Source organism: Celeribacter sp., assembly GCF_048270365.1.
Taxonomy (GTDB): Bacteria; Pseudomonadota; Alphaproteobacteria; order Rhodobacterales; family Rhodobacteraceae; genus Celeribacter.
On sequence record NZ_JBLWTA010000010.1, the window covers coordinates 30,421 to 57,389 of the forward strand.

A 26,969-nucleotide genomic window follows, 5' to 3' on the forward strand; every position below is an offset into this window, starting at 1 on the left:
CTCAGCCCCGTTTGCCGCGCTTGTTCATGAGGTGGTCGAAACTGACCGCCGCGAGCAGGATAAAGCCCTTGATCATGTCCTGCATGTAAACACTGACATCGAGCAGGATGAGCGAAGATGTCACCAGCGACAAAAGCGCCACGCCGAGCACAGCCCCGAAAATGGACCCTTGCCCGCCTTTGAGTGACGCGCCCCCGATCACTGCCGCTGCGATGACGTTCAGTTCCATTCCGACGCCGAACTGCGGTGTTGCGGACCCGAAGCGGGCCATAAAGATCACCCCCGCGAGGCCGGTCAGGGTCGAACAGAGCACGGTCACCCAAAAGATCACTCGTTTGGTGCGGATGCCGGAATATTCGGCGGCTTTTTCGTTGGAGCCGGTGTAAAAAATCGTCCGGAACCGCGCGGAACGGCGCAGGAGAAAGTCAAAGCTGACGGCCAGAACGACGAAGATCACCACAACGACGGGCAGACCGCCAAGGCTTCCCTGGCCGACGAATTTGAACTCTGGCGGGAGGCTGAACAGCGAAAGCGGCGTGCCTTTGGTGATGAGCAGGCATAGCCCGCGCACGATCACCATGGCCGCGAGCGACGCGATGAAATGCGACAACCCAATGCGGACCACAAAGAGGCCCATCGCCGCGCCCACCGCCGCAGCTGCGCCCACGCCCGCCGCCGAGGCCAGCCAGGGATCGACGCCCATTAGAAACAGCTTGCCCGCGACGACCATCGCAAGACAGACCACCGAGCCGACCGACAGATCGAGCCCGCCGACGATCAACAAAACCGTCATGCCGATCACGACGATGCCTTCGACCGAGAAGCTCAGAAAGATGGTCCGAAAGTTCGACCATGTGAGAAAATAGGGGCTGGCGAAACTCATCACCACGCAGAGGCAGAGGATGATGCACAAAAGCCCCATCTCGCGCATGCCAGCGAGCCTGCGCAGGACGCCGGGGGTGCGGGTTTCGGTCATTCCGCCGGAAAGGCTGGTCTCGCTCATGCTGCGTCTCCTTGACTGTGCAGTCCCGAGGCGAGATGGATGATCGCCTCTTCGGTCATCTCTGCGGCGTTCAGTTCGCCGCTCATTTTGCCCTCATGCAGGACAACGATCCGGTCGCTGAGACCGATGAGTTCTGGTAATTCGGACGAGATCACGACGACGCCGACGCCTTGGTCGCAAAGCTCGCGCAGGATGGCGTGAATCTCGGATTTCGCGCCCACATCGACGCCGCGCGTCGGTTCGTCGAGAAACACCACACGCGGGTTGACCGAGAGCATCCGTGCCAGCGCGACCTTTTGTTGATTGCCGCCCGACAGGGTGCTTGGCGGGTCTTCGGGTGTGCCGGCCTTAAGGCGCAGGCGGCGCCCCAGCTGCTCGGCCTGTTTGGTTTCGGCGGCACGGTTGACCAGCCCCCGTTTGGTGACCTGGCTCAACCGCAGGGACGAAATATTCTGGGAAATCGGCAGATCGAGAAAGAGTCCCTCGACTTTGCGATCCTCGGAGACATACACCATCCCGTGGTCCAGAGCGGCGGAAAAATCGGGGATGCTCACCGGTTCCCCCATCAGCCGCAGGGTCTTCGCACTGTGCCGCAGACCGCAGATCGCCTTGGCAAGCTCGGACCGGCCAGCCCCCATGAGACCTCCGATCCCGAGAATCTCCCCCTCGCGCAGGGTCAGTGAGACGCCTTTCAAATGGGAACAGGTCACGTTCTCGACCTCCAAAAGAGGGCGGCCCGGCGGCTGTGTCGCCTTCTCGGGATAGAGATGCGAAATCTCGCGCCCGACCATGTTGTTCACCACCTCTTCGGGGGTCGTTTCGGGAATGTTCAGACGAGTGACGTATTCACCGTCTCGGAAAACCGTGACGCGGTCGCAGTGTTCGAAAATTTCAGCCATGCGGTGGGAAATGTGAATAATGCCCAGACCGCGCTGTCGCAGGCGGTGCACGATGCGGAACAGTTTTTCCGTTTCGCTCTCGGTCAGTGCAGAGGTGGGTTCGTCGAGAATAAGAATACGCGCATCCAATGTCAGCGCCTTGGCGATCTCGACAAGCTGCTGGTTGGAAATGCTCAGGTCGCCGACTTTGATGGCCGGATCGATGTCACAGAGCTCCGCGAGAACCGTCTTGGCCTTGCGTTCGAGTGCGGCGAAGTTCATCAAGCCGCGTTGCAGCGCGGTGGCGCTCATGAAAATGTTTTCGGCCACGCTGACATCAGGACAAAGCGCAATCTCCTGATGTACGAAACCGATGCCCAAGGCCTGAGCCTCAAGCGGGGAACGGATGCGACGGGGCTCACCATCGATGCGGATCTCGCCCCGGTCCGGTTGCAAGATGCCGTCGACGATTTTCATCGTCGTGGATTTGCCCGCGCCGTTCTCCCCCGCGAGAGCATGGATTTCGCCTGCACGCAGCTCGAAGGAGACGTCGCGAAGGGCTTTCACGGGGCCAAAACTTTTGGCGATATTGCTGAGTTGTAAAAGGGGCGGCATGGCGGCCTCCGGGATAGGCGAGCGAAATATGCGGGGAGACCGGCGGATCGGGGGGAGCCGATCCGCCGGAAGGATCGCGCCGGTCTGTGGCGGCGCGGTTTTGATCGAGGGTTAGCCCTCGATGCCGCGGGTGCCGCGTTTCTTGAGATACTTGTCCCAATAGAAACTGTCGGCGTTCTCCTGCGTCACGACCGAATAGCCGTTATCGAGCACCGGAATGCCCATCGGATTGAAGCCCGCCTCGGCATGATCGTTCATCGGATCAATCAGCTCCGGGTGGTTCGCCAGCCACAAAAGCAGGAAGCCGTAGTAGCCCTGTGTCCCTTGGTTGGGGTTGATCGCGCCGAACATCTCGCCTGCCTTGATCATGTCGAGCACGCTGGCATTCACGTCCACCGAGATCACGCGGATGTCGCCACCGGCCTCCTTGGCCGCCTGCGCCGCGCCCATGGCCGAAGAGGCTTCGGGCATAAAGACCGCGCCCAGCTCCGGGTTTGCCTGAGCCAGAGAGAGCACCGCCTGATAGGCTTTGTTCGGGTCTTGCCCCGTCGAGGCGCGACCTACGAGTTCCATGTCGGGATAGTTGTCTTCCATTTCCTGGATAAAGGCGGCAACGCGGCGGTCGTGGTTGTCCTGTCCGGGGTTCTCCAGCACGGCGTATTGACCGGACCCGCCCATGTCCTCAGCGATCTCTTGCGCGGCCACACGTCCCTCACGAGCGTTGTCGGAGGTCACGTAGGAAACCCGTTTGGAATTGGGGCTGTCGGCGGCAAAGGTCACGACGGCTGTGCCTTGATCTGTCGCGCGATTGATCGGCTCGACAAAGGGGTCGGGGTTCATCGGATGCAACAAGATACCAGCCGGCTGTTTGGCCAAGGCCTGTTCAAAGCTGGCGATCTGTTTGTTGACGTCATATTCCGGCGTGCCGGTGTAATCCGCCTCACAGCCGAATTGGTGCGCGGCTTGTTTAAACATCTCGTAGACGGGGAACCAGTACTCCACGCCGGAGACCATCACGTTCATCACGTAAGTCTCGCCCGGCTCACAGCGGAATGGGCTTTCCTCCCAGGGGGTATCGGCGTCCTGGGCAGTGGCGGCCGATGCTGCGGCCACGACTATAGATGCGGCTGCCGCCGCAAGGTATTTGATCTTCATCGGATGTCCTCCCTAAGCCGGTTCGCATTCTCCTCAAGCGAGTTCCGGCGTTTCGTGCCGTTAGCATGCGAGCCGGGAGGCGTGCCTGTCAATAAATCCTAGGCGATGAAATTTATTTCACGCCGCTGCGCTGCGGCGGATGGAGGCTTTGTCTTTTCGACCCCCTTGGCGGGCAGTCTGAGAGCGCTCTGAAAACTCAATTTGTCATCCGTGAACAGAGCAATAGGCCACCTCAAGCTCAGCCAAAGAACAGGCCAGCTTGAGGTGTTTTGCGTGTGGAAGGCGACTTTAAAGAGCGGACTTCCGGTGTTTGGTGGTCTGCTCGTAAGCATAGGCACATTGGATCAAAAGCGCCTCAGACCATTGTTTTCCAAGGAAAATGAGCTCGAATGGGGCGCCGGAGGCGTAATAGCCTGCCGGGACTGTCACGCCGGGAATGCCCGCAATGTTGAGTTCCCCCACCGTGGTCTCAAGGATGGCCTCTCCCGAGTGTAGCCCTGGCAGTTCCTGAAGCATCTGTGGATAGGCAAGCCCGTCCAGATCATGACGCGCAAAGACCTCGTCCAACAGCGCCAGATACGCCGCTTTAAGCTTGGTGAACTCTGGCAGGGCAGGCGGGGTTTCGGGCGATTTGATCGCTTTGCGGAAATCTTCCAACTCGTAGAGATAGCCAAGGATCGCCCCTTTTTCAAAAGGGTCTTCCGAGGCCGTCGCGGCAACAAATTCGTCCCACGTCTTGAGGGCCGCATCCGGCCCGAGGCGGCGCAGGTACATCGTCATGTCATAGGCGATGGACTCGAGGCCGCGCCCGTCAAAGAACGGCGTGCCCGGCGTGACTTGGCGCAGGCTGGCAAAGTCTGTCCCGGCGAAGGGGTCTTCGACCAGAATGGCCCCTGCGGCCTGCAATTCCGACTTTGCGCGCGCATACAATTCAGCGGCCTCATCGGAGAGCTGATCCGGTCGCCAGCCCGGGCCATAAAGGCCGAGACGTTTGCCTTTGAGGCCATCTTTTGTCAGTCCGTCCGCATAGCTCGCCGGGATTTTTCCGACAGAGGCCAGCGTCTTGGGGTCTTCGGTGGTGAAACCCGCAAGGGCGTCGAGACAGAGTGCTGCGTCTTCGACGCTGCGCGCAATAGGCCCCACCACGTCGCGGTTGCCGGATAGGGGCACCACACCGGCATTCGGCACGAGGCCAATGGTCGGTTTGATGCCCACAAGCCCCTGCGCAGAGGCCGGGTTCTGAATCGATCCGCCGGTTTCTTCGGCCAGACCGACGACGGCCATATGGGTCGCGACGGCGGCGGCAGTCCCCGCACTCGACCCGCCGGGGGCGCGGTCTTCGATGGCGGGGTTGATGGTAGGTCCTGCCCAGCTGTCATTGGCGTGGGTGCCGGTCCAGCTCAGGATCGGCACATTGGTTTTGCCGAGGATGACCGCATCCGCAGCCCGCATCCGCGCCACCACCGGGCTGTCGCGCTCGGGCATCAAATCGACGCCGCCCGACGCCGCATGAAGCAAGCGCCACCCGGCGGTCGAGGGAAAGCCCTTCATGTCCATCGGATCTTTGACGACAATGGGCACACCGGCCAGAGAGCCAAGCTCTTCTCCTGCGGCGAGGCGACGGTCGATGTCTTTTGCGGTCTCCAAAGCCGCCTCGTTTTCAAAGATCACCGCATTGTATGTGCCATTCACCGCTTTCATCTGCGCGATTGCGGCTTTGGTCAGGGCTTCGGCGCTGTAGCGGCCGCTCTGGAGGCCCTCTTGAATGTCGCGAATCGTCAGCTCGCCCAACGCTTGAGCGGTCAGATCGTGTGTCTCTTTGGTCGTCGTCATAACGGTCCTTTCCCGGCGCCAGGCACAGCGCCGCCATGGCCCGGCCAAAGGAGACCGGACAGCATAAATACGAGAGATCGTCATGCGACATGCCGGCAACCGTGCAGGTCGCCCAAAGGGGTCGAACGACAATCGAAGTGAGAGAGTCTGACGGCATTGTCAGTATGAGGAAATCAGGTGAAAGACATGATTTCCATTTAAGACCAAGGGTCTAGATGGTTTTCGGTGGCCTGACGCAGAGGGGCAGGGGACCGACGATGCCTCTGATCCTGATATCTTGTCGCGGTCTGGTCAAGATCGAAAATGTCCTGTGATGACGGGAGCCGCGCCACATGCGATCTTTTGAAAATCGCCGTTTGACATTCGACCTGAATTCGATTTGTCTGAGGGCTATTCAACCTTGAGCAGGGCGGCTCTCTTTCCAGACGCGTTTCTGGATAGGGCCGCTTTTTGTTTTTTGTGGGGGTCAATTTGACGATGGAAAATGTCTGGCCGATTGGCGTCGTGATGTCCGAAACGGGGGTCACGGGGACGGTCGAGAAAACGCAGGTCATGGCGGTGAAGCTGGCTGTGGAGGAAGTGAATGCGGAGGGCGGTGTCCTTGGCAAACCGCTTTTGCCGCTGTTTCGCGACCCGGCATCAACGCCGCGCAACTACCGTGACATGACCCACGAATTGTGCCGGGACCACGGGGTGCGGGTGATCTTTGGCGGGCATATGTCGAGCACGCGCAAAGCGATGCTGCCGATGATCGAATCCCAGAATGCGCTGATGTTCTACCCGACGCTCTATGAGGGCTTCGAATATTCGCGCCATTGCATTTACACCGGCGCGGCACCGAACCAGAACTCTGTGCCTTTGGTCGATTATCTGCTTGAAACCTGCGGCAAACGCATCTTTCTGGTCGGATCGGATTACGTCTATCCCTATGAATCCAACCGCATCGTCGCGGATCTGTTTCGCTCGAAAGGCGGGCGGGTTCTCGATGAGATTTTCGTGCCACTTGATCTGCGCGACGAGGACATCAAACCGATCCTCAACCGGATTTATGAGATGCAGCCCGACATGATCTATTCGACCATCGTGGGCGATGGAATCGTCAAATTCTATGAGGCCTTCAAAGCGGCGGGGTTCGACCCGGACACCATGCCCATCGCCTCGCAGTCCACCTCCGAAGTGGATGTCATGCGCATGAAACCCGGCACCGCGGAGGGGCATATCATCGCCGCGCCCTTCTTTGACAGCTTGCAGGTGCCTTCCGCCTTGGGGTTCATCAAGGCGTTTCATGAGGTCTCTGGCGGGCTGCCCGCAACGGCCCCTGCAGAAGCGGCCTATTACTCGGTCCATCTCTTTGCCAAAGCCTTGGCTCTGGCCGGGGAGGATCACATCGACCGGCTTTTGCCCGCGCTCTACGAGGTCGAAGTCGATGCCCCCCAAGGTCCAGTGCGGATCGATCGTTTGACCAACCACACGCATCTCTGGCCGCGCGTTGCCCGCATTCGGGAAAATAGCCCGTACCAAATCGTCAATAGCCCGTCACGCCGTGTCGCGCCCGATCCCTACCTCGTCGATGTGATTGGCGCCTCCGACGACGAAGTGGCCGATCTGATGTCTCTGGTCGGCAATTAAGGGGAAAACGATGTCTTACGCTTTTCTCAAAGAGCTTCGCAATCTTTCGGTGGTTGTGTTGCACCCGATGGACGAAGAGGGGATCGCCCTCACGGATCATTTGCGCCGCATCGGGTGTTCGCCGCAGTTGATCTGGCCGGTGCCGGATAAATTGCCCGCGCGCACCGATATTCTGATCCTGTCCATCGAGGGTCATGAACACAAAGAGCTGCGCAATTTTGTGCGTTCGATCCCGAACCCGAGCCCGACCATTCTGGCGATTGTCAGCTATGAAAACCCGGCGACCTTGCAACTGGTTTTGGAAAGCGGCGCGATGGCGGTTCTGGGGCGTCCGATCAAACCCTTCGGGCTTTTGGCCAACCTCGCGATTGCCCGCAATGCATGGAAACACACGCAGGATCTGGCGCGCGATGCCCGCCGTTACAAGCGCAAGGTCAAGGGCGATCAGCTCGTTCTTCGGGCGAAATCGATTCTCATGGCGGAGCTCAAACTGCGTGAAGATGAGGCCCATCGGGAACTCCGTGCGCGCGCCATGCGGCAACGTGTGGCCATCGAAGTGCTCGCCAAGGAATTCGTGGAGGCCTATGACGCGCGGGAAGCCGGAAAAGCCGCCAAAAGCGATGAAAATATCAGCAAACGGCGAACAGAATAGCACTTGTCAGCGCGTTCAACGTCGCGCTAGTCTCTCCTCACACAAGGGATGATCCCCAGATCTCTGGCCATCTCCCTGATCGGTTCGATCCGATAGACCCATAGGCAAAGACGCCCGTTTTGATCCCTTTCGGATCATGCGGGCGTTTTGCATTCGACAATGTCGTCGACGCATTTTTTTCATTTGTAACAAAGGCTTGTTGTGTCTGGGGTGAAGGCCCCAGCGGGCTGAATGTTGCATCCGTCAACAGGGAAAACACACATGAACATGAAACGTCGTCAGTTCCTCTCCACCGCCGCCTTGGCCACCGGAACGCTCGCCATGCCGGGCTATCTGCGCAGCGCTTTCGCCGAAGGAGACGCGATCAAGGTCGGGGCGCTCTATTCGCAGACCGGCGGGCTTTCGGTGGTCGAAAAGATGCTCGCCTCCGCCGTGCAAATGGCTGCCTCAGAAATCAATGCCGCCGGCGGCGTGATGGGCCGCCCGATCGAAGTGGTGACCGAAGACGGCGCCTCCGATCCGAAAACCTATGCCGAAAAAGCGCAAAAGCTGGTGATCAAGGATCGCGTGTCCACGGTCTTCGGCTGTCACACCTCTGCGTCGCGCAAAGCCGTGCTGCCGATCTTTGAACGCCGCAACGCCATGCTGTTCTATCAAACCCATTACGAGGGCTTCGAATGCTCGCCGAATGTGGTCTACTCCGGCGCCGTGCCGAACCAGCAGCTCGGCAATTACATCCCGTGGATCATCGAAAAACTCGGCAAAAAGAAATTCTTCATCGTCGGGTCGAACTACGTCTATCCGCGCGAGATGGCGAAAGTCTCCAAAGGTCTCATTGAGGCGGGCGGTGCCGAATGGGTGGCCGACGAATATCTCGAGTTGGGTCATTCCGAATGGGCCGTCATGGTCAACAAGATCAAGGAATCGGGCGCCGATGTCGTCCTGTCCAACGTCGTGGGCGACTCGATCATTTCCTTCTACCGCGAGTTCATCAACCAGGGCCTGAGCCACGAAGAGATCCCGATCTGTGCGACCGTGACCTCCGAGATCGAGATCGCGGCCATGGGCCCGGAATATGCGGCAGGGTCCTACACGTCCTTCCCCTATTTCATGTCGCTCGAGACCGCGGCCAACAAAAGCTTCATCGAACGCTATCGTGCCTTTGTGGGCGATCCGGCGGCGACCACCTATCACTCGCTCGAAGCCGCATATTTCCAAGTCTTCCTGTGGAAACAGGCCGTCGAGGCGTCGCAGGACACCACCGCCGAAGCGATCCGCGAAGGTGTGCGCGGCCAGACCTATGCCGCCCCCGGCGGCGATGTGAAAGTCGACGAAGACAACCTGCACTGCTGGCTCACGCCGCGCATCGGGCAATGGACCGCAGATGGCCAGTCGCAAATCGTCGATGAGTATCCCGAGCCGATCAAACCGCTGCCCTACGCCGCCTATGGTGAGGCCGCCGACAACCTGTTCTGCACGGCGCAAGGGCTCGACAGTTCCAAGCTGTAAGCCGCGAAACCTGTTCCCCTGTCCCGCGGGCGTGCCAACGCGTCCGCGGGGTTAAAATGACAAAAGAAACTTCGACAAGGAGACGGAAGTCGTGTTTGACGTCCTCTTTATCGGGCTCAGCCTCAGTTCGATCCTTCTCCTCGTCGCGCTCGGTCTGGCTGTGACCTATGGCGCGATGGGGATCATCAATATGGCGCATGGTGAAATGGTCATGCTGGGGGCTTACGTCTCCGTTCTGGCCAACATCTGGCTGGGGGCCAATCTTCTGGTCGCGATCCCCATCGCCTTTGTGGTCACCGCGCTCATCGGTCTGGTGATCGAACGCCTTGTGGTGCGGCGGCTTTACGGGCGGTTGCTCGATACGCTTCTCGCCACTTGGGGCATCGCGATCATCCTGCAACAGGCGATCCGCCTCGAATTCGGCCTGAGCTTTTTCGGCATTCACATCAAAGGCCTTGGCTCCGGTCTGCAAAACGTCCCTGTGCCGCAGGCGTTGCAAGGCACGGTGTCTATCCTTGGACAAGACCTGAACGCCTACCGAATTTTCATCGTCGCCATGACGCTGCTGCTGGCCGTCGCCACATGGGCGGTGATGTATCGGACATCTTTGGGCATGAAAGTCCGCGCGATCATTCGCAATCCGGGCATGGCCGCTGCCTGCGGCATCGACGTCAAACGCACGAATGCAATCACTTTCGCGCTGGGCTCGGGCCTTGCGGGCGTCGCGGGCGTCTTGATGGCTGGCTTCAAAACCGTGGCCCCCGACATGGGCGCGACCATGGTTGTGGACGGCTTCATGGTGGTGGTCACCGGCGGCGTCGGAAGCCTCTTTGGCACCATCGCGGCCTCGGGTCTTTTGGGCGAATTCAACGCGCTTGTCGCGATGGTCTCCAATGACATCATCGGGCGGGCTGCGGTCTTTGCCGTGGTGATCTGCGTCATCCTGATCAAGCCTGCCGGGCTCTTCACATTCAAAGGGCGCTGATATGAAAACGCTTTTCTCTTCCTATCGTGTCTGGGCCTATCTGGCCTTTGCGATTGTCATTCTCGCGCTGCCTCTGATCGGGGATGAATTCTGGCTCAACCGAGTCGCGAAATACCTCTGCTACGGCATGTTGGGCGCGGCTGTGGCGCTCACTTGGGGCTATGCGGGTATTCTGAACCTCGGGCAAGGTCTGTTCTTCGGCATCGGCGCCTATGCCATGGCGATGTCGCTCAAGCTCAAAAGCTACACCTCGATGCAGCAAGGGTCCGAGACGCCGGTGCCGGATTTCATGCTCTGGAACGCCGAACCCGGCGCGCCGACCGATCTGTGCTGCATCACGCCCGGCTCGTGGCTCTGGATTCCGTTTCAATCGCAATGGGTTGGCCTCATCGTGGCCGTCGTGCTCCCGGCGGTGTTTGCCTATATCATGGGGCGCATCATCTTCGGTCAGCGCATTTCGGGCGTGTTCGTCTCGATCATCACGCTGGCGCTGGTGCTGTTGACGCGGCTTATCGTGACGGACGCGCAGCCCCTCACGAACGGCTTCAATGGCCTCACGGATCTGGGCTGGTTCACCGTCTTTGGCGTCGAACTCGATCCCTATAGCAAGGTGACCTATATGGTCGTCGCCGTGGCTTTGATCATCGTTCTGGCGCTCACCCGAATGCTGGTCGCCACACGCGCTGGCACCATCCTTCAGGCCACCCGCGACAGCGACACGCGCGCGCTCTATCTGGGCTATGACGTGCCGGCCTATCAGAGCTTTTTCTTCGCAGTCTCGGCCGGGATTTCCGGGCTTGCGGGCATGCTCTACGTGATCGTGGCCGAATTTGCTTCGCCTTCGTTTTTGGAACTCTCCTTCTCCGTGACCATGGTCGTCTGGGCGGCTGTCGGCGGGCGGGGGTCGATCCTTGGGGCCTGTATCGGTGCCATCCTGATCAACATGCTGGAGGCGCGGGTCTCCGAGACCGAAAGCCTTGTGGAAGCGTGGAAACTGATCATCGGCTTCGTCTTTGTGATCGTCGTCATCTACCTGCCGAAAGGCCTCTCCGGGTTGGCGCATGATCTCATGTCCAAATTGCAAAGCGCGCCGAAACTGTCGTCCGTTCAGAAAGAGGAGGCACACCAATGAGTGCCGTTGCATTGGAACTGGACGGTTTGGCCGTCGATTTTTCGGGGTTCCGTGCCGTGGACGGCGTGTCCATGGCGGTGGCCCATGGCGAGTTGCGGGTTCTTTTGGGGGCGAATGGCGCCGGGAAGACCACGTTGATGGACCTGATTTCCGGCAAGACCAAATCCACCGAAGGCCGCGTCTATGTCCATGGCCGTGACGTGACCAATCAGCGCGAGCATAAAATCGCCCGCGCCGGTGTGGGGCGCAAGTTCCAGATCCCATCGGTGTTTTCGGGCCTGACCGTGCGCCAGAACCTCGAAGTGGCGCAATCCGGGCAGCCGGGCGTGTTCGCCAACCTCAAAATGCGGTTGGACACGGAGGCGCAAGAGCGCCTTGACGAGACGCTCGATCTCATCGGGCTGACGGATGATGCGGAGACAGAAGCGGGCGTGCTCAGCCATGGGCAAACGCAATGGCTCGAACTTGGGATGTTGATGATCCAGAACGCCTCGGTGATTTTGCTCGATGAGCCGACGGCGGGGATGACCGCGGGAGAGACCGCGAAAACGGCGGAGATCATCAACCGTCTCAAGGGCAGGCACACGCTTTTGGTGGTCGAACACGATATGGCTTTCGTGCGTGACATCGCTGAACGCATCACCGTGTTGCATCTCGGCAAGGTTCTGGCCGAGGGCAATGTGGCCTTCATCGAAAACCACCCCGACGTCAAAGCCGCCTATCTCGGAAAACAGGGGATTTCCTGATGCTCGATCTGATCAATCTCGAAAGCTACTATGGCCGCTCAAAGGCGCTCAATGGCATCACCCTGTCGATCCCTAAAGGCGAGATCACCGGCATCGCCGGGCGCAATGGCACAGGGAAGACAACGCTCTTGAAAACCATCATGGGGCTGACGGATGACAGCTCCGGCCAAATTCGCCTATCGGACAAGGACTTGATCACCTGCCCGACGCATGAGCGCGCCCTCTCCGGCATCGCCTATGTGCCGCAAGGCCGTGGGATCATTCCCGAGTTCACCGTGCGCGAAAATATCCTCATGGGGGCCTTCGCGAACCGGGACGGAAAACGCAGCATCCCCGAGATCGTGCCGGAGCTTTTTCCCTATCTTGCTGACAATATGTCCCGTCCCGGTGGTGTTCTCTCGGGTGGGCAACAACAACAGCTCGCCATCGCGCGGGCCTTGGCGGCGGAGCCGGATGTGGTGTTGCTCGATGAGCCGAACGAGGGCATTCAGCCCTCCATCGTCGAGGAAATCGAAGCCGTCATTTTGCGCATGAAGGACGATCTTGGCCTGACCGTTGTGCTGGTCGAACAGAACATTGGCTTTCTGCGCCGTGCGGCGAGTAGTTTCGCGATGCTGGAAAAAGGCCGGGTGGTCGAGGCAGGCAAGATCGATGCCCTGTCCGATGAGATGGTCGAACGCCATATGACAATTTAAAGCGTTTCTCAAAAAACTTGAGGCGCTCAATCTGATTCAGATTAAACGAAAACCGCTTTCGTCCGAAAGGACCTTGTCGCGGCGAGAAGACCGACCTTCCCGCCGCGACAAAATCGAGGCCCGGCGTCATGTGTGAACACGAAACTTGCCTCGCGCCAGCTAAAGCGCGCGTGCTGCGGGGGCACGCGGCAGGATGGGGGAAAGACCTGTCTTAAGGGGCAAGGATTGGCCAAGTGGCCTGTTCAACTCTGGGCCTTCCCCTTGCCAATAAATTTTCCCGGATTCATCAAGCCTGCCGGATCAAGGGCGGCTTTCAGGCGGTGATTGAGTTCGGTTTCGATCTCGGGGCGATAGGCAGAAATCTCATCTGCCTTCAGCAATCCGACCCCATGCTCCGCGGAAATCGAGCCGTTGAACGACATGGCAATCGGGTAGACGATCTCGTTGATCGGGTCCCAATGCGCGAGAAAGTCCTGTTTATCCATCCCGTCGGGCTGGGTGAAGTTAAAGTGAACATTGCCATCCCCGACATGACCGAAGGCGCAAGGATGAATGCCGGGCATATAGTCTTCGACGGCCTGCGTCGCCTTGGCGATAAAGGCCGGAATGTCGCTGACGGGCACGGAAATATCGTGTTTGATCGACCCGCCCGCGCGTTTTTGTGCCTCGGGCGTGCGTTCCCTGAGGGCCCAGAGACGGTCGCGCTGATCAAGCGTTTCCGCAACGACAGCATCTTCGATCAGACCGTTTTCAAAGCCCTGCTCAAGGATGGTCTCGAAGACCTCACGCAGATCGGAAGTTTCCCGCGAGGTGGACAGCTCGACGACAGCGTACCATGGCGCGCGCTCGGACAGCGGGAAAACGCCCCCTGCATGATCGCAAACGATGCCACAGGCGAAATCCGAGAGAAGTTCAAAGGCCGTGACCTGATCGCCGCTCAGACGACGGGCCAACGACAAAAGCCCAAGGGCCGCCTCGGGCGAAGGCAGGGCACAAAACGCGGTTTGGACCTCTGCAGGAGCCGGGAAAAGTTTGAGAACGGTGGCGGTGACAAAGCCGACGCTGCCCTCACTGCCGATAAACAGGTGTTTGAGCGCGAAACCGGAATTGTCCTTGAGCAGCGGACGCATGCCGTTCCAGATGCGCCCATCCGGCAAAACCACCTCAAGCCCGAGGGTCAATTCGCGGGCATTGCCGTATTTCAATACGCCGATCCCACCGGCATTGCTGGCGATATTTCCACCAATCGTACAGCTCCCTTCGGCGCCGAGCGACAGGGGAAAAAGACAGCCCTCGGCGGCGGCGGCGTTCTGAATATCGGCGAGAATGGCCCCGGCTTCGACGGTCATTGTGTAGTTGATCGGATCGACGGCACGAATGCGATTCATCCGCGTCATCGACACCAAAACCTCGCCGCCTTTTGCGACCGCGCCGCCGACCAACCCCGTGTTGCCGCCCTGTGGCACCATCGGCACCCCATGGGCATGACAGAGACGCGCGGCAATCGATAGCTCCTCTGTCGTGGCGGGGGCCACGGCCAGGGTGGCATTGCTCTCGAACAGGTCACGCTCTTCTGCGAGAAGCGCCGCGAGCCGGTCGGGATCGGTGATCACGGCAGCCTCAGGCAGGGCCGCGCGCAACGCGTCTTTCAATGTCTCGAATGTCTGCGGATCGGTCTGGGGCAGGGCGGTCATCGGGAGTTTCCTGTGCTTTATGTGGTCTTTGCGGCGCCGTCACCGGGCGGCAGGCAGCGCATCGTGGAGGCTGTCGGCCGTCCAATCGGGCGCCTGGGCTGCGAGGGCATCAGCCCAATCGATCAGGACCTCTGGCCGTGTCTCCCAAGAGGTCAGAGCCAGAACGTCGCGGGTTCTCTCGGTCATCGCTTCATCGGTCCAAGGCGCCTCCGGGTCCCCACGTCGAAAGCTGCGGCTGACGCTCTGCGGGCCGGACGGGGTCTCAAGACAAACCTCGGCGGGACGTTCCTTTGGGAAACGCGCGGTCATGGTGGCATCGGCGACAAGCGTGACGTCCTCGGCGCGGCGATGAATCTCCGGATCGGCCAAAAGCGCTTCCGTGAGACCCGCAAGGCTCGGCGGCTTGCCACAGAGCGTCGCGGCGATACAGAAGCTGGTGGAAAATTTCGCCTCGGCCACTGTGCTCGGAGCCGTGCGCCCGGCAATCGCGAGGGCGCTGTCCGGCAGGCGCACCGTGACCGGACCGGTTGCTGCGGCGTCTTTGGGGAACCGCTTGGCCAGATCGGCGGCACAATCGAGAGCGGAATGCATTTGGCCGCAGACCGGCCAGCCTTTGATGGTGACGGTATGGATCAGCGGCGTGCCGTTAGGCGTGAGCCATGCGGGGTCCGTGTCGGCGAGATGCCATGAAGCACGCATACCGCGCGGACCTTCGAGAATGCGCGGCGCACCGGGGAGGCCGGATTGCACCAATTGCGCGGCCTGAAGCCCGTTGCGTACAGCCGTGGCGGCGTGAAAGGCTTTGGAGTCCGTGCAGTTGTCATCCAACAGCGCCCAGAGACCGGCGGCCTGTGTGCCGGCATGACCAAAGGCGGACAGGGTCTGTTCCGGGGTGAACCCCAACGCCCGCGCGGCGGCGGCGGCGGCCCCAAAACTGCCTGCGGTGGCGGTCGAATGATTGATCGCATAATGCGCGGCGCCGAGATGGGCGCTGACACGGATCACCGCCTCGTAACCTGCCACGATGGCGGCGCAAACGGTCGCCGGATCGAGGCGATGAACCTCGGCCAAGGCCATCACAGCGGGGAGCACCGTGATGCCTGGGTGGTTGGTGGCGTCGCGATGGGCGTCATCGACCTCCCAGAGGTGGCTGAGCGCGGCATTGGTCATCGCCCCCGCCATCAGTGGGTGCCGCCCGGGTGTGCCGATCACGCGCAGCGGGCCTTGCTCTGTGGGGGAGAGAAAGGCGCTCTGATAGGCGGAGAACAACGGGTGCCCGGTGCCCGCCAGCGCCGCCGATCCCCAATCGAGGACCGTGCTGCGCAGGCGGCTCGCCAGAGCAGCGTCCTCAGGATCTACAGTGTAGCCTGCGACGAACTCGGCGAGGGGGGCAAGTTCGGGCGCGCTCATGCGGCGCCCGTTGCGACGGGAAGTTCGGGGCGGCTGTCCTGACCCCATTCCGACCAAGAGCCGTCATAGACGGTGACTGTCGGAAGCCCGGCGGACTCTGCGGCCAGCGCCAACACGGAAGCCGTGACGCCAGAGCCGCAGCTTGCGATGATCCGACCTTGATCGGGCAGACCGGCGGCGGCCCAGATGCGGCGAATGTCAGCTGCGTCGCGATACTTGCCGTCACTCAGAACCTGATCGAAGGGGATGTTGCGGGCGCCGGGCATATGGCCGGAGCGCAGGCCGGGGCGGGGCTCCGGCTGGCTGCCTTCGAACCGGGGCGCCCCTCGGGCGTCAACGATGGCGGTCGGCTGATCCGCCTGGCCGTTGACGGCCTCAAGCACGTCTTTGGCGGAGGCGAGGCGCTCGGCTGCGGGACGGGCTGTGAAATCACCCGGCGCGGCGGCGGTTTCGGGTCCGGTCTCGATGGGGCCACCTGCGGCGGTCCAGGCCGGAAGGCCACCGTTCAACACGCTGACGGCGTCATGACCCATGGCTTTGAACATCCACCACGCGCGCGGGGCCGCGAAAATCCCGGCGCCATCGTAGATCACGATTTGCGAGGTGGCGGAAATCCCGAGCGCGCGGGCGGCGGCCTCAAAGGCTTCGGGCGTGGGCATCATATGCGGCAGGTCGCTGCCGTGATCCTTGATCTTGCTGTCGAAGTCGAACCGTTTGGCACCCGGAAGATGCGCGGTCTCGAAGTCGGCCTCGGGATCGCGGGGATCGGCGGGCATGTACCAGCTGGCGTCGAGAAGGATGAGGTCGGGATCGCCCAGACGGGCAATCAGGTCCTGAGGGGAAATGAGCGATGTCATTTAAAGAACTCCTTGGAACGTAAGTCTGTAAGATTAGGCGGGATCGATCGTGGTCTTGGCGCGGAAGCGGCCAAGGATCGGCGGCAACACAAGCGACAGCACGGCGACGAGCAGGATGGTGCCGGAGATCGGACGGGTCACGAAGGGCAGGACGGAGCCCTGTCCAAAGGCCAGAGCGAGGCTGAGCTGTTCTTCGGCCATGGGCCCCAGAATGAGGCCTAGGATGACGGGCAGAACGGGCACGCGTGCGATGTGCAGGAAGTAGCCCAAAAGCCCGAAGCCCAAGAAGCAGTAGACATCGAACATCCGGTTGTTGAGCGAATAGCACCCGACCGTGCAGAGGATGAGCAGCACTGGGATCACATATTGCCGCGGCACCGAAATCGCTTTCATCGTCAGTGGGATGAAGAAGTGATAGAGGACGGTGCAGAAGGCGAAGGCCACGAAGAAGGCGATGAAGATCACCCAAATCAGATCGCCATGATCGCGGAACAACAGCGGGCCGGGGTCGATGCCATGCAGCATGAAGGCGCCCAGCATCATGAGCGTCGAGGCGTCGCCCGGAATGCCAAGCGTCAGCATCGGGATCAGCGCGCCGCCCATCGAGGCGTTGTTCGCGGCCTCAGGTGACATCACGCTTTCGGCCAATTCGCCTGTGCCGAATTTTTCGGGCGTTTTGCTGGCGCGTTTGGCCTGGCTATAGGCGACGATGTTGGAGAGGCCGGGGCCGACGCCGGGCAGAATGCCGATGATCACGCCGATGAAGCTCGACCGCAGCAGATCGCGTTTGCGGGACATCACCTCGCGGAAGGTGCCGAGGAAGGTGCGAAGCTGAAAGTCGACCTTCAGGATTTTGTCCTTGCGGCCAATATCATCCGTATCGGCCAGCAATTGCGGGATCGCGAAGAGGCCGATCAGGGCGGGCAGTTCGTAAAAACCGGATTCGAAGGCGGTGAAACCAAAGGTCAGACGCGTCTGCCCAGAGGCTTCGTCAAGGCCGACGAGGGCAAGGGCCAAACCGATGAAGGCCGCCATGAAGGCTTTGACCGCGCGCCCTTTCGAGGTCATCGCAGAGATGCAAGAAAAGGTGAATACGACCAGCGCGAAATATTCCCACGGCCCGAAGGACAGGGCGACTTTCGCCAAAAGAGGCGCGATCAACACGAGGGCAAGACCGGACAGCGTGCCGCCGATCATCGAGGCATAGACCGCAAGCGCCAACGCGCGTGTCGCCTGTCCCTTGGCCGCCATGGGGTAGCCATCGAGGCAGGTGCCCGCAGAGGCGGGGGTGCCGGGGATGTTCAAAAGGATCGCGCCGACGAGACCGCCGGAAATCGCCCCGCAATAGACGCCCATAAGAAGCGGCAGCGCAAATTCGAGATCCATCGCATAGGTCAAAGGCACCATCAAAGCGATGGCCATGGTCGAGGTCAGGCCGGGGATCGACCCGATCACAAGCCCGCCCGCGACACCGCACATGATCGCCAGCAAGGTCCAGGGTTGAAAGACGTGGGACGCGCCCACGAGCATCAAATCATACATATCGGGTCCTCAGGGCAAGAAAGCTTGGAGATAGACGACAAGCAGGAGGTAGATCAGCGCGAGCGTACCCAGCGTGACCAGACCTGCGACGACGGCGAGTTTGGGGTTGCGCACCGGCGCCAGCAAAACCGTGGTGATAAAGCAGAAGGCCGCCGTGGACACCATGAAGCCGACGGGTTTCATGCTCAGGAGATAGACAACGAAGAGCCCCAAAAGCAGCAGGCGACGCGGGCGAAACGCGCCACGCCATGTGGTCGCGAAATCCGGTTGCTCGGCATAGATATTGGACATCAGGGTCCGGGCGGTTTCGATCACACCGGTCAACAGGCCAAGGCCCAGAACCAGTTGCGGATAGAATTTCGCGGAGGTTATGCCTGAGGCACTGAATTCCGTCAGATTGCCGATCTGCGTGAAGCCGATCAGCATGACACAGAGATAGACCGCCGAGAAAAGAAGGTCTGTGGTACGCATCGCGCCACCTTTTCGAAAGTGAGGAAGGGCGGGCCCGCCGGAAAGCCAAAAGGCGGGCCCGTTCGATTGCGCGTCCCGAAGGCGCGGCAATCAAGTCGTTCAGCCGTCGACTTCGGTCAGGTTGAACTTGTCGGCGAGTTCCTCGATCCGCTGGTAGCGCTGGGCGAGAATGTCATCGAGTTCGCTGCCGCTTGCGGCATCGACCGTCATGGACTGTTTCTGAAGCTGCGCCTGGCAGTCGGGATCGTTGGCGGCAGCCATCCAGGCCTCTGCCAGAGTGGTCACCACCTCTGCGGGCGTGTCCTTGGGAGCGAAGGTCGTGAAATACATCGGGAAGGTGCTGTCTGCACCTTGTTCCATGCTGGTGAGCGCTTCGCCCAGACGCGGATCACGGTCCTTCGAGAGCACGGCGACAGAGGTCAGATCACCCGAGTCGACATAGGGAGCCGCCGCGCCGACGGCGGTCGGAACGAGGGTGAGGTTGCCCTGAATGGCGGCCACGATCCGCGTTTTGTCGCCCGACATCGGAATGGTGCGCACGTCATCGTTGCTCACCCCCGCCTGATCGAGAAAGTCCAGAGCGGCAAAATGCGAAAACCCGTTCAGCGCCGTGCCGATGGTGTAATTGCCGGGATTGGCCGACACTTCCGCCTTCAGTTTCTCGACGCTGTCGATGCCGCTTTTGGCGCCGGCAAAGATGCCATAGTTCATCGCCACGGTCGTCGCGACGGGGGCAAAGGCGGTGTAGTTGTAATCCGAACGCCCGGTGGCGAGGCCCATGTCCATGCCTTGGTGTGCCCAGAGCAGTTTATAGCCATCGGCATGGGCGTCGCGCACCTCGACTTCGGCGATTTTGCCGCGCGCGCCGGTGATGTTTTTCACCAGAACCTTTTCGCCGATCTGCTGTTCGATGCATTGCGCAAAGACGCGTGCGGAGACGTCGGAGCCGCCGCCGGGGCTAAAGGGGACAACCAATTCGATCGGCTTGTCCGGGAATGCCATCGCAGGGGCGGCGATGGTGAGGGCAAGGAGCGCGACCGCGCCGGTTTTCAGTGTATGTGCATGCATGTTTGTTCCTCCCAGTCATGACACGAGTGCGGGAATTAAATCCCGAAAAAACCAAGCATTATTAACACTTTAGTTTCACTCTTGCGTTTCTAATTGAGAACGTTTCTTGGATCATCGTTCTCGAATTTCCGGCCGCGCAGAACGCCTGTCACGCGTATGCTTAGCCGGTATCCCGATGCGCGATTCCTCCAATCGCGCATCGAAAATTCCTGATCAGGCCGCGAGCCAGGCCGCGTCTTTTTCACGTGTCAGAACGCGGTCGATGCTGTCTCCGATAGCGCCCAGATAGGCCTCCGGGCGGGTCAGTTCGGACACGCTGTCATCGCTGAACGTATCGGAGATATGTTCGTGCGCCCGCAGCGCTTCGGCAAAGCTCAGACCTTTTTCGATGCCGCTCATCGAGGCCTCGTAGAGCCATTCATGCGCGGTGTTCTTGCCGACTTTATTGCCAAGTTCGAGCATGACTTTTTCCGACAGAAGATAGCCCTGCATCATCTCGACATTGCGCTTCATGGCGTCCTTGTCGATGCGCAGACCTTTCAGAAGCGCGCCAGCCTGGAACAGGATCGCACCGCTGACCAAAAGCGTTTCCGGCACGGCTTTCCATTCGGATTTCCAGGCAATGCCGTCCCGCTCATGTTCCTGCACCATGGCTTCCAGCATCATCGAGGCAGAGTAGCGCACGGAACGCGACAGCATGGCAACATTTTCCGCAGCGGTCGGGTTGCGTTTGTGCGGCATGGTGGACGAGCCGAGTTTCCCTTCGGTGAAGCCTTCTTCAACTTCTGCGAACTCGTTGCGCTGCATGTTGAACAATTCGTTGCCGATCTTGCTCAGCGTGGCGGCGATCATCGCGAGAAGCGTGGTGTATTCCGCGATTCGGTCGCGCGAGGGCGCCCAGCTGATGTCCGTGGCGGCAAGGCCGAGGCGTTTGGCCACACCGGACTCGATCTCTGCAACACGCGCGCCGTAGCTGGCCTGGCTGCCGACGGCGCCGACGAGCATGACGACAAACAGACGGCTTTCCGCCTGGCTCAGACGTTCGGCGTGACGCGACAGCTCATCGAGCCAGATCGCGCATTTATGCCCAAAGGTGATCGGCAGCGCCTGAACGCCATGCGTCCGGCCGACCATCACCGTGTCGCGATGTTCGCCCGCAAGACGCACCAATTCGCGGCCGATGACGGCCAGATCGCGGGTGACGATGGCATGAGCGTCCTTGAGTTGCAGGATCAGCCCGGTGTCCACCACGTCCTGTGTCGTGGCGCCGTAATGCAGGTTTTCGGACGCCGTCGGGCTCAGTTGTTTTTGAACCTGACGCAGAAGCGGGACCAGCGTGTGCTTGATCCGGCGGGTTTCCTCGGCGGTCGCGACCAGATCGATTTTGGAGATGTCGCAGGCGGCTGCGATCTCTGTCGCGGCTTCTGCGGGAATGAGGCCAAGCTCGGCCTGCGTTTCGGCAAGGGCGCGTTCGAAGTCGAGCCATTTTTGCAGGCGGGTGTTTTCGCAAAACACGTCGCGCATCTCCGGAGTGCTCCAGAGGTGACACATGGTTTGCATGTCAAAGACGGATACGCTCATCCGTTATCCTTTCAAGTCAGTATCGTGTGGCGATCGGGGGATCAGAGGTCGTCGCCGTAGAATTTCATCGCGAGGCCACCATGGGCCGCCGCCGCACCGGCACAGAGCGCGGCCGACAGCAAAACGGCCTCGGCCACTTCGGCCTTGGTCACACCTGCGGCTTTGGCTTTCTGGACGTGCGATTGGATGCAGTAGGGGCACCCTGTGGCATGCGCCACGGCCACCGCCACGATCTCGCGGGTGCGCGGTGGGATCGCGCCGTTGTCCTCCCCGGGGATCTTGTTCAGCGTCATCCAGGCGTCAAAGTCTTTGGGCGCCAGTTTCGCCATCTCCATCCGATGTTTTGCATCGTCTGCAGAATAAAATTCTGTCGTCATGCGTTCCTCCTCCTTGTTTCACTCAATGAAACATGTATTACTCAGTAAAACAGCGAGGTTTTTTCCTGTCAACGCTCTCGTGAAAATGGAGGTCACATTCATGACAGACACCAAGCCACCCTCAGGCGTTCTGGATCGCGGTTTGCTCCTGCTGTCGCTCTTCTCTATGGGAAGAAAAAGGCTTCAGTTACGAGAGCTTGCGGAACTCTCGGGTCTCGACAAGGCGACCGCGCTACGGCTGCTGAAAGTTTTGGTGCAATGGGGCTTTCTGGAGAAGAACGGAGACGGCGCTTATTCGCCGGGGCCCGCGAATCTCCGGCTGTCTTCCATTTTCAAGGCGACCTCGAATCTCATGTCCCGCATCGAACCGCCCATCGCGCGGATCAGTGCGCGGGTCGAACAGACGACCTCTTTCTTCATCCGTTCAGGCAATGAACGCACCTGTCTGGCGCGCGACCATGCCTATCAGGATTTTCGGTATTTCATCGATGTCGGCGGCAGTGTGTCACTGGACGAAGGCGGTGCGGCGGCGCAGCTTTTGTTCGCTTACACCGAACCCGAGACGCCCGCATATGCCGCCACGAAAGCGCGCGGTTATTACATCTCGCGTGGGGAGCGCAATAAACACTTTGCGTCGATCGCTTTCCCATTGTTCGAAAGCGATGGCTCGTTCTTGGGGGCGATTGCCATCACCGGCATGGCGGTCGATCTCGATAACGAGACGTTGATTTCATTCCGTGAAGTTGCGCATGCCGAGATGGCGATGGCTGGATTTGAAGTGATGTTGGACACCGGCGACAGGTGAAACGGCCAGATTGTCAGCTAGGAGGCCTCTTCTGGAGAGGCTTTCTGCGTCGTCTGTTGGCAATGCGTGGCACTTAGTCTCTCTCCCTCTTCAAATGAGGGGGAATGTCGCGGCGATCCTAAGTGTCGCCGCGCCAAGCCGAGGTCACGATCTACTCCATCTCATATGCGATCTGGGGCAGTTTTGGGATTAGACCCTGGCGACCGTTCCGCCAGGGACCTGACGACGGGGCGTCAAGAAACCGGTCATCTCAGTTGATCCCATTGGCGCGCTGCAACGCGCGGACATAGGCAATGATCGCTTTCACGTCGCCGGGTGTGACGCCCTCTTGCGGAGGCATGTCGCCAAACCGCCAGTGGTGCGCCTGCACGCCGCGCTCTGCGGCCATCAGGAAGGACATATCTCCGTGGTGCGACGGCTCATAGATTTTATGCACCAAGGGCGGACCGAACCCCTCTTTGCCTGCGGCGTTCTCCCCATGGCAGGCGGCGCAGACGCCGTCGAAGGCGCGTTTGCCGATTTGCGCATTGGCGGAGAGCGCCTCCGGAAGCGTGACGGCGACAATCGGAGCGCCTTCGGTCGGGCGCGAGGAGGAGGCGAGCGGCTCAGGCGCGGGCGCGGGCATCGGTTCGGGTTTGAAAAGGGCATAGGCCGCAAGCGCCACTACGGCGGCACCGGCCAGGGGCAGGATGAATTTGTTCATGATGTTTCCGTATCGGATCAAGACGCAGAGACGCGTCAAAAGAAAGGGCTCAGGCGAGGGAGACCCCGATACGGGGCGGCGGAAGATCCATCGTCGGCGCCCGCGCCATGATCTTTGCGGTGGGGACGGGCGGGAACCCAACCGGTTGGAGAACACGGCTCACCGCATAGTCGAGGCTCAGCCCCGGGGTGAACAGCACACAGATCGCCCCATGCGGGCAGGGGCTATCCATGGGTGCCGCACCAGAGGTGGTGTGGGTGCAGTCGGGGCACATCTCATGATGATGTACGCCATGTTGCGCGGCCGTCGCGACGGTTTGTGTCGCGCCCGTCATCTTAGCCTCGGACATATCATGCACCATCCCTGCGCGGGGCGCAGAGAAGAGGGTCAGAAACCCGATCAGAAAGAGGGTGACGAGGCGGGGCAAACAGGGTCTCCGTGGCTTTCGATGTCGATCATGGCGTGAGGCACGCGCTTGGTCAACGCGCGGCTGAAGCCGAGGTGCTCAGCCCATCCAGAATCGCACAATCGGGGGCCTCATCGCCATGACATTTCGAAATCAAATCGGTGAGGCGCGCTTCCAAGGCCTGAAGGTTGGCGATTTTCTCGCGGACAGAGACAAGGTTTTGCTCAGCCAGGTCCCGCACATCGCGGCTATGTCGCGTGGGGTCTGCCTCAAGGGCCAACAAAGCGCGGCACTCTTCGAGCGAAAACCCCATCAATCGCGCCTGCGCCAGCAACCGCAACCGGGCAATCTGAGGCGCATCGAAATCGCGATAGCCATTCGCGGCCCGGTCCGCAGAGACGAGGCCGATGTCTTCGTAATAACGGATCGTTTTGACGGGCAGACCGGTTTCGGCCGAAGCATGTCCGATGTTCATCGCAATCTCCTTTGAGTGCCTTATAAACCCTCCATCAGCTGGAGGGTAAAGTCACGTCGAAGTGAGGTCTGAAATCAAGCTGCGGTAACAGGCACAGAGCGCGGCACATTTGAAATCACATCGCATGGCGCCAGATTCATTTGAGGAGCTAGGGATTTTCCGCCATCCGAGACGGTCAGATAAAATCCACATATGCCCCCTTGACCCTCCAGTCGCTGGAGGCCCTATCTGAGACGGCGAGGTCAGAAACCGACACGATCAGGAGTGAACCATGACAGCGCAGCACCATCCTTCGCACGACCATCACCACCATGCCGCATCTGATGTGATCCGCGATCCGGTGTGTGGCATGACCGTCGATCCGACGGCAGGCAAACCGCATCTCGAACATGGCGGTCACAGCTATCATTTCTGCTCCGGCGGCTGCCGCGACAAATTCGCGGCCACGCCTGAGGCCTATATCACTGCGACCGATCCGGTCTGCGGCATGTCGGTGGATCGCGCCAGTGCGGCGCATATGACCAAACACGATGGGGAGCGGTTTTATTTCTGCTCCGCCGGCTGTCAGGAGAAATTCGAAACAAGCCCGGAGCACTATCTCGGTGCGCGTCCAAAGGCGAAAGCCATGCCGGAGGGCACGCAATACACCTGCCCGATGCATCCGGAAATTGTCGAGGATCATCCCGGCGACTGCCCGAAATGCGGCATGGCCTTGGAGCCGATGACGCCTTCTGCGGACAGCGGGCCGAACCCGGAGCTGATTGATTTCAAACGTCGGTTCAAGATCATGGCCCCGCTCGCCGCTGCCGTGTTCCTGTTGGAAATGGGCAGCCATGTCGGACTGCCCTTTGCCGAGTGGATCGGTCATAAACCGTTTCTCTGGCTTCAGTTTGCTCTGACCACGCCAGTTCTGTGGTTTGCGCGTCCCTTCTTTATGCGCGGCTGGAAATCCGTGGTGAACCGGTCTCCCAATATGTGGACCCTGATCGCGCTTGGCACGCTTGCGGCCTATCTGTTTTCGCTCGTCGGGCTCTTGGCGCCCTCGGTGTTTCCCTCGGACATGCTCAGTGACCATGGTTTGCCGCCGGTCTATTTCGAAGCCTCCGCAGTCATTCTGGTGCTGGTTCTTATCGGCCAGTTGATGGAGCTGACCGCACGGGAACGCACCGGAGATGCGATCCGGGCGTTGATGGATTTGGCCCCGAAAACCGCGCGGCTTGTCACGAAGGACGGGGGAAAAGATGTGGAAAAAGACGTGCCGCTCGATGAGGTGCAAACCGGGGATCGTCTGCGCGTGCGTCCGGGGGAGAGCATTCCTGTGGATGGTGAAATCGTCGAGGGAAGCTCCTCCGTCGATGAAAGCATGATCACCGGCGAACCCGTGCCCGTGAAAAAGGCGCAAGGCGATGCCGTCACCGGCGGCACGCTCAACAAATCCGGCTCTTTCGTCATGGAGGCACAGGCGGTCGGATCAGAAACGACGCTGTCCCGCATCGTCGCCATGGTCGCTCAGGCCCAGCGCTCCCGTGCTCCGATCCAAGGCCTCGCGGACCGCGTATCCCTCTACTTTGTGCCCGCTGTCGTCGTCACCGCCATCGTCGCCTTCCTCGTCTGGCTCATGGTTGGGCCAAGTCCGGCGCTTGGCTATGCGACGGTCGCGGCCGTTTCTGTCCTCATCATCGCCTGTCCCTGTGCTCTGGGTCTCGCGACGCCGATGTCGATCATGGTCGGCACCGGGCGCGGCGCGCAGGCAGGGGTGCTGATCCGCGATGCCGAAGCGCTTGAACGTTTTGCCAAGGTCGACACGTTGATCGTGGACAAAACCGGCACGCTCACGGAGGGCAAACCCTCGCTCACCGATGTGATCGCGAAAGACATTTCGGAAGAGGAACTGAAATCCTACGCCGCCGCCCTTGAGCGTGGCTCGGAACATCCTCTTGCCGAGGCCATCCTCGAGGGCACGAAAGAGGCGCCCAAACGTGAAGCGACCGGCTTTGAGGCAATCACCGGCAAGGGTGTGACCGCCATGATTGACGGCGCACAGGTCGCCTTGGGCAACGCAGCACTGATGCAGGACCAAGGCGCAGAGCCGGGTGTTCTGAGCAAAGATCTGGAACGTCTGCAATCCGAGGGCAAAACCGCCATGTATCTCGCGAAAGACGGCGCAGTCGTCGGCATCCTTGCCGTGGCCGACCGGATCAAGGAGACGACGCCCGAAGCCATCAAGGCCCTGCACGCAGAAGGGCTGCGCATCGTCATGGCGACCGGCGACAGCAAACGCACGGCAGAGGCGGTGGCGAAACAATTGGGCATCGACGAGGTGCGCGCGGAGGTCTCGCCCGAAGGCAAGGCCGCGCTGGTCGAAGAGCTGCGCACCTCCGGCGCGCGGGTGGCGATGGCGGGGGATGGCGTCAATGATGCGCCTGCGCTGGCCGCCGCCGATGTCGGCATCGCCATGGGCACCGGCGCGGATGTCGCAGTGGAAAGCGCGGGGCTGACACTTGTGAAAGGCGATCTGACAGGCATTCTCAGAGCCCGCCGTCTGGCCGAAGCCGTGATGCGCAACATTCGGCAGAACCTGTTTTTTGCCTTTGCCTACAACACGGCCGGTGTGCCGATTGCGGCGGGCATCCTCTACCCGGCCTTCGGCCTTTTGCTTTCACCGGTGATTGCGGCGCTGGCGATGAGTTTTAGCTCGGTGTCGGTCATCTTGAACGCGTTGCGTCTGAAAGGGATCAAATTGTGATG

General features: G+C 60.5%; 24 protein-coding genes. 9 read left to right on the forward strand and 15 right to left on the reverse strand.

Annotation, left to right across the window (positions count from 1 at the left end; translation table 11 throughout):
* Position 1: 1 nt before the first annotated feature.
* From ACN0X0_RS14325 to ACN0X0_RS14340, 4 genes are all read right to left on the reverse strand, one after another.
* A complete protein-coding gene (locus ACN0X0_RS14325; RefSeq protein ID WP_226554388.1) occupies positions 2 to 1,003 on the reverse strand; it encodes an ABC transporter permease in 1,002 nt (333 codons plus the stop codon).
* A complete protein-coding gene (locus ACN0X0_RS14330; protein ID WP_417279701.1) occupies positions 1,000 to 2,496 on the reverse strand; it encodes a sugar ABC transporter ATP-binding protein in 1,497 nt (498 codons plus the stop codon). Before ACN0X0_RS14330 ends, ACN0X0_RS14325 begins: the two co-directional genes overlap by 4 nt.
* A gap of 111 nt (positions 2,497 to 2,607) precedes the next feature.
* Positions 2,608 to 3,651 (reverse strand): substrate-binding domain-containing protein, encoded by a 1,044-nt coding sequence (locus ACN0X0_RS14335; protein WP_417262849.1) that lies wholly within the window; start codon positions 3,649 to 3,651, stop codon positions 2,608 to 2,610.
* Positions 3,652 to 3,939: 288 nt separating this feature from the next.
* Entirely contained in the window at positions 3,940 to 5,484 is a 1,545-nt protein-coding gene (locus ACN0X0_RS14340) for an amidase (RefSeq protein WP_417279702.1), read from the reverse strand.
* A 477-nt stretch (positions 5,485 to 5,961) separates the two neighbouring features.
* On the opposite strand from ACN0X0_RS14340, the gene ACN0X0_RS14345 reads away from it, so the two are divergent.
* The 7 genes from ACN0X0_RS14345 (at position 5,962) to urtE (ending at position 12,832) form a co-directional block, all read left to right on the forward strand.
* Positions 5,962 to 7,113 carry a transporter substrate-binding domain-containing protein gene (locus ACN0X0_RS14345; protein ID WP_417279805.1) on the forward strand — a complete coding sequence of 384 codons (1,152 nt, stop codon included), beginning with the start codon at positions 5,962 to 5,964 and terminating at the stop codon, positions 7,111 to 7,113.
* A 10-nt stretch (positions 7,114 to 7,123) separates the two neighbouring features.
* Positions 7,124 to 7,765, forward strand: a complete 642-nt coding sequence (locus ACN0X0_RS14350) for an ANTAR domain-containing response regulator (protein WP_417262851.1) — start codon at positions 7,124 to 7,126, stop codon at positions 7,763 to 7,765.
* Between the two features lie 261 nt (positions 7,766 to 8,026).
* Positions 8,027 to 9,274, forward strand: a complete 1,248-nt coding sequence (locus ACN0X0_RS14355) for a transporter substrate-binding domain-containing protein (RefSeq protein WP_417279703.1) — start codon at positions 8,027 to 8,029, stop codon at positions 9,272 to 9,274.
* A gap of 91 nt (positions 9,275 to 9,365) precedes the next feature.
* Positions 9,366 to 10,259: an urea ABC transporter permease subunit UrtB gene (gene urtB / locus ACN0X0_RS14360; RefSeq protein WP_417279704.1), complete on the forward strand. Its 894-nt coding sequence runs from the start codon at positions 9,366 to 9,368 to the stop codon at positions 10,257 to 10,259.
* Between the two features lies 1 nt (position 10,260).
* On the forward strand, positions 10,261 to 11,391 hold the full coding sequence (gene urtC, locus ACN0X0_RS14365) for an urea ABC transporter permease subunit UrtC (protein ID WP_417262854.1): 1,131 nt from the start codon (positions 10,261 to 10,263) through the stop codon (positions 11,389 to 11,391).
* Entirely contained in the window at positions 11,388 to 12,137 is a 750-nt protein-coding gene (urtD, locus tag ACN0X0_RS14370; protein WP_417279705.1) for an urea ABC transporter ATP-binding protein UrtD, read from the forward strand. Before urtC ends, urtD begins: the two co-directional genes overlap by 4 nt.
* Positions 12,137 to 12,832: an urea ABC transporter ATP-binding subunit UrtE gene (gene urtE, locus ACN0X0_RS14375; protein ID WP_417279706.1), complete on the forward strand. Its 696-nt coding sequence runs from the start codon at positions 12,137 to 12,139 to the stop codon at positions 12,830 to 12,832. The genes urtD and urtE overlap by 1 nt, the downstream gene beginning before the upstream one ends.
* Before the next feature lie 242 nt (positions 12,833 to 13,074).
* Here the strand turns inward: urtE and ACN0X0_RS14380 are convergent, their stop codons facing one another.
* The 8 genes from ACN0X0_RS14380 to ACN0X0_RS14415 all read right to left on the reverse strand — a co-directional run bounded on the left by ACN0X0_RS14380 (position 13,075) and on the right by ACN0X0_RS14415 (position 21,832).
* Positions 13,075 to 14,526, reverse strand: coding sequence for an FAD-binding oxidoreductase (locus ACN0X0_RS14380; protein ID WP_417279707.1), 1,452 nt, complete (start codon positions 14,524 to 14,526; stop codon positions 13,075 to 13,077).
* 39 nt (positions 14,527 to 14,565) lie between these two features.
* Positions 14,566 to 15,936, reverse strand: a complete 1,371-nt coding sequence (locus ACN0X0_RS14385) for an MmgE/PrpD family protein (RefSeq protein WP_417279708.1) — start codon at positions 15,934 to 15,936, stop codon at positions 14,566 to 14,568.
* The gene (sseA, locus tag ACN0X0_RS14390) at positions 15,933 to 16,793 is read right to left on the reverse strand and encodes a 3-mercaptopyruvate sulfurtransferase (protein ID WP_417279709.1); all 861 of its coding nucleotides are present in this window, start codon (positions 16,791 to 16,793) and stop codon (positions 15,933 to 15,935) included. Before sseA ends, ACN0X0_RS14385 begins: the two co-directional genes overlap by 4 nt.
* A gap of 33 nt (positions 16,794 to 16,826) precedes the next feature.
* On the reverse strand, positions 16,827 to 18,335 hold the full coding sequence (locus ACN0X0_RS14395; protein WP_417279710.1) for a tripartite tricarboxylate transporter permease: 1,509 nt from the start codon (positions 18,333 to 18,335) through the stop codon (positions 16,827 to 16,829).
* A gap of 9 nt (positions 18,336 to 18,344) precedes the next feature.
* The gene (locus tag ACN0X0_RS14400) at positions 18,345 to 18,806 is read right to left on the reverse strand and encodes a tripartite tricarboxylate transporter TctB family protein (RefSeq protein WP_417262861.1); all 462 of its coding nucleotides are present in this window, start codon (positions 18,804 to 18,806) and stop codon (positions 18,345 to 18,347) included.
* A 99-nt stretch (positions 18,807 to 18,905) separates the two neighbouring features.
* Positions 18,906 to 19,874 carry a tripartite tricarboxylate transporter substrate binding protein gene (locus ACN0X0_RS14405; protein ID WP_226554374.1) on the reverse strand — a complete coding sequence of 323 codons (969 nt, stop codon included), beginning with the start codon at positions 19,872 to 19,874 and terminating at the stop codon, positions 18,906 to 18,908.
* A 213-nt stretch (positions 19,875 to 20,087) separates the two neighbouring features.
* A complete protein-coding gene (gene purB / locus ACN0X0_RS14410; protein ID WP_417279711.1) occupies positions 20,088 to 21,455 on the reverse strand; it encodes an adenylosuccinate lyase in 1,368 nt (455 codons plus the stop codon).
* A 41-nt stretch (positions 21,456 to 21,496) separates the two neighbouring features.
* Positions 21,497 to 21,832, reverse strand: a complete 336-nt coding sequence (locus tag ACN0X0_RS14415) for a carboxymuconolactone decarboxylase family protein (RefSeq protein WP_226554372.1) — start codon at positions 21,830 to 21,832, stop codon at positions 21,497 to 21,499.
* On the opposite strand from ACN0X0_RS14415, the gene ACN0X0_RS14420 reads away from it, so the two are divergent.
* Positions 21,831 to 22,637, forward strand: a complete 807-nt coding sequence (locus ACN0X0_RS14420; protein WP_417262864.1) for an IclR family transcriptional regulator — start codon at positions 21,831 to 21,833, stop codon at positions 22,635 to 22,637. The genes ACN0X0_RS14415 and ACN0X0_RS14420 overlap by 2 nt on opposite strands.
* Before the next feature lie 250 nt (positions 22,638 to 22,887).
* Here ACN0X0_RS14420 and ACN0X0_RS14425 read toward each other — a convergent pair whose 3' ends face one another.
* The 3 genes from ACN0X0_RS14425 to ACN0X0_RS14435 are packed head-to-tail and all read right to left on the reverse strand — an operon-like array spanning position 22,888 to position 24,221.
* Positions 22,888 to 23,340, reverse strand: coding sequence for a c-type cytochrome (locus ACN0X0_RS14425; protein WP_417279712.1), 453 nt, complete (start codon positions 23,338 to 23,340; stop codon positions 22,888 to 22,890).
* Positions 23,341 to 23,389: 49 nt separating this feature from the next.
* A complete protein-coding gene (locus ACN0X0_RS14430; RefSeq protein WP_417262866.1) occupies positions 23,390 to 23,767 on the reverse strand; it encodes a hypothetical protein in 378 nt (125 codons plus the stop codon).
* A 52-nt stretch (positions 23,768 to 23,819) separates the two neighbouring features.
* The gene (locus tag ACN0X0_RS14435; protein ID WP_417279713.1) at positions 23,820 to 24,221 is read right to left on the reverse strand and encodes a MerR family DNA-binding protein; all 402 of its coding nucleotides are present in this window, start codon (positions 24,219 to 24,221) and stop codon (positions 23,820 to 23,822) included.
* 271 nt (positions 24,222 to 24,492) lie between these two features.
* On the opposite strand from ACN0X0_RS14435, the gene ACN0X0_RS14440 reads away from it, so the two are divergent.
* Positions 24,493 to 26,967 (forward strand): heavy metal translocating P-type ATPase, encoded by a 2,475-nt coding sequence (locus ACN0X0_RS14440; protein WP_417279714.1) that lies wholly within the window; start codon positions 24,493 to 24,495, stop codon positions 26,965 to 26,967.
* The last annotated feature ends 2 nt before the right edge of the window (positions 26,968 to 26,969 follow it).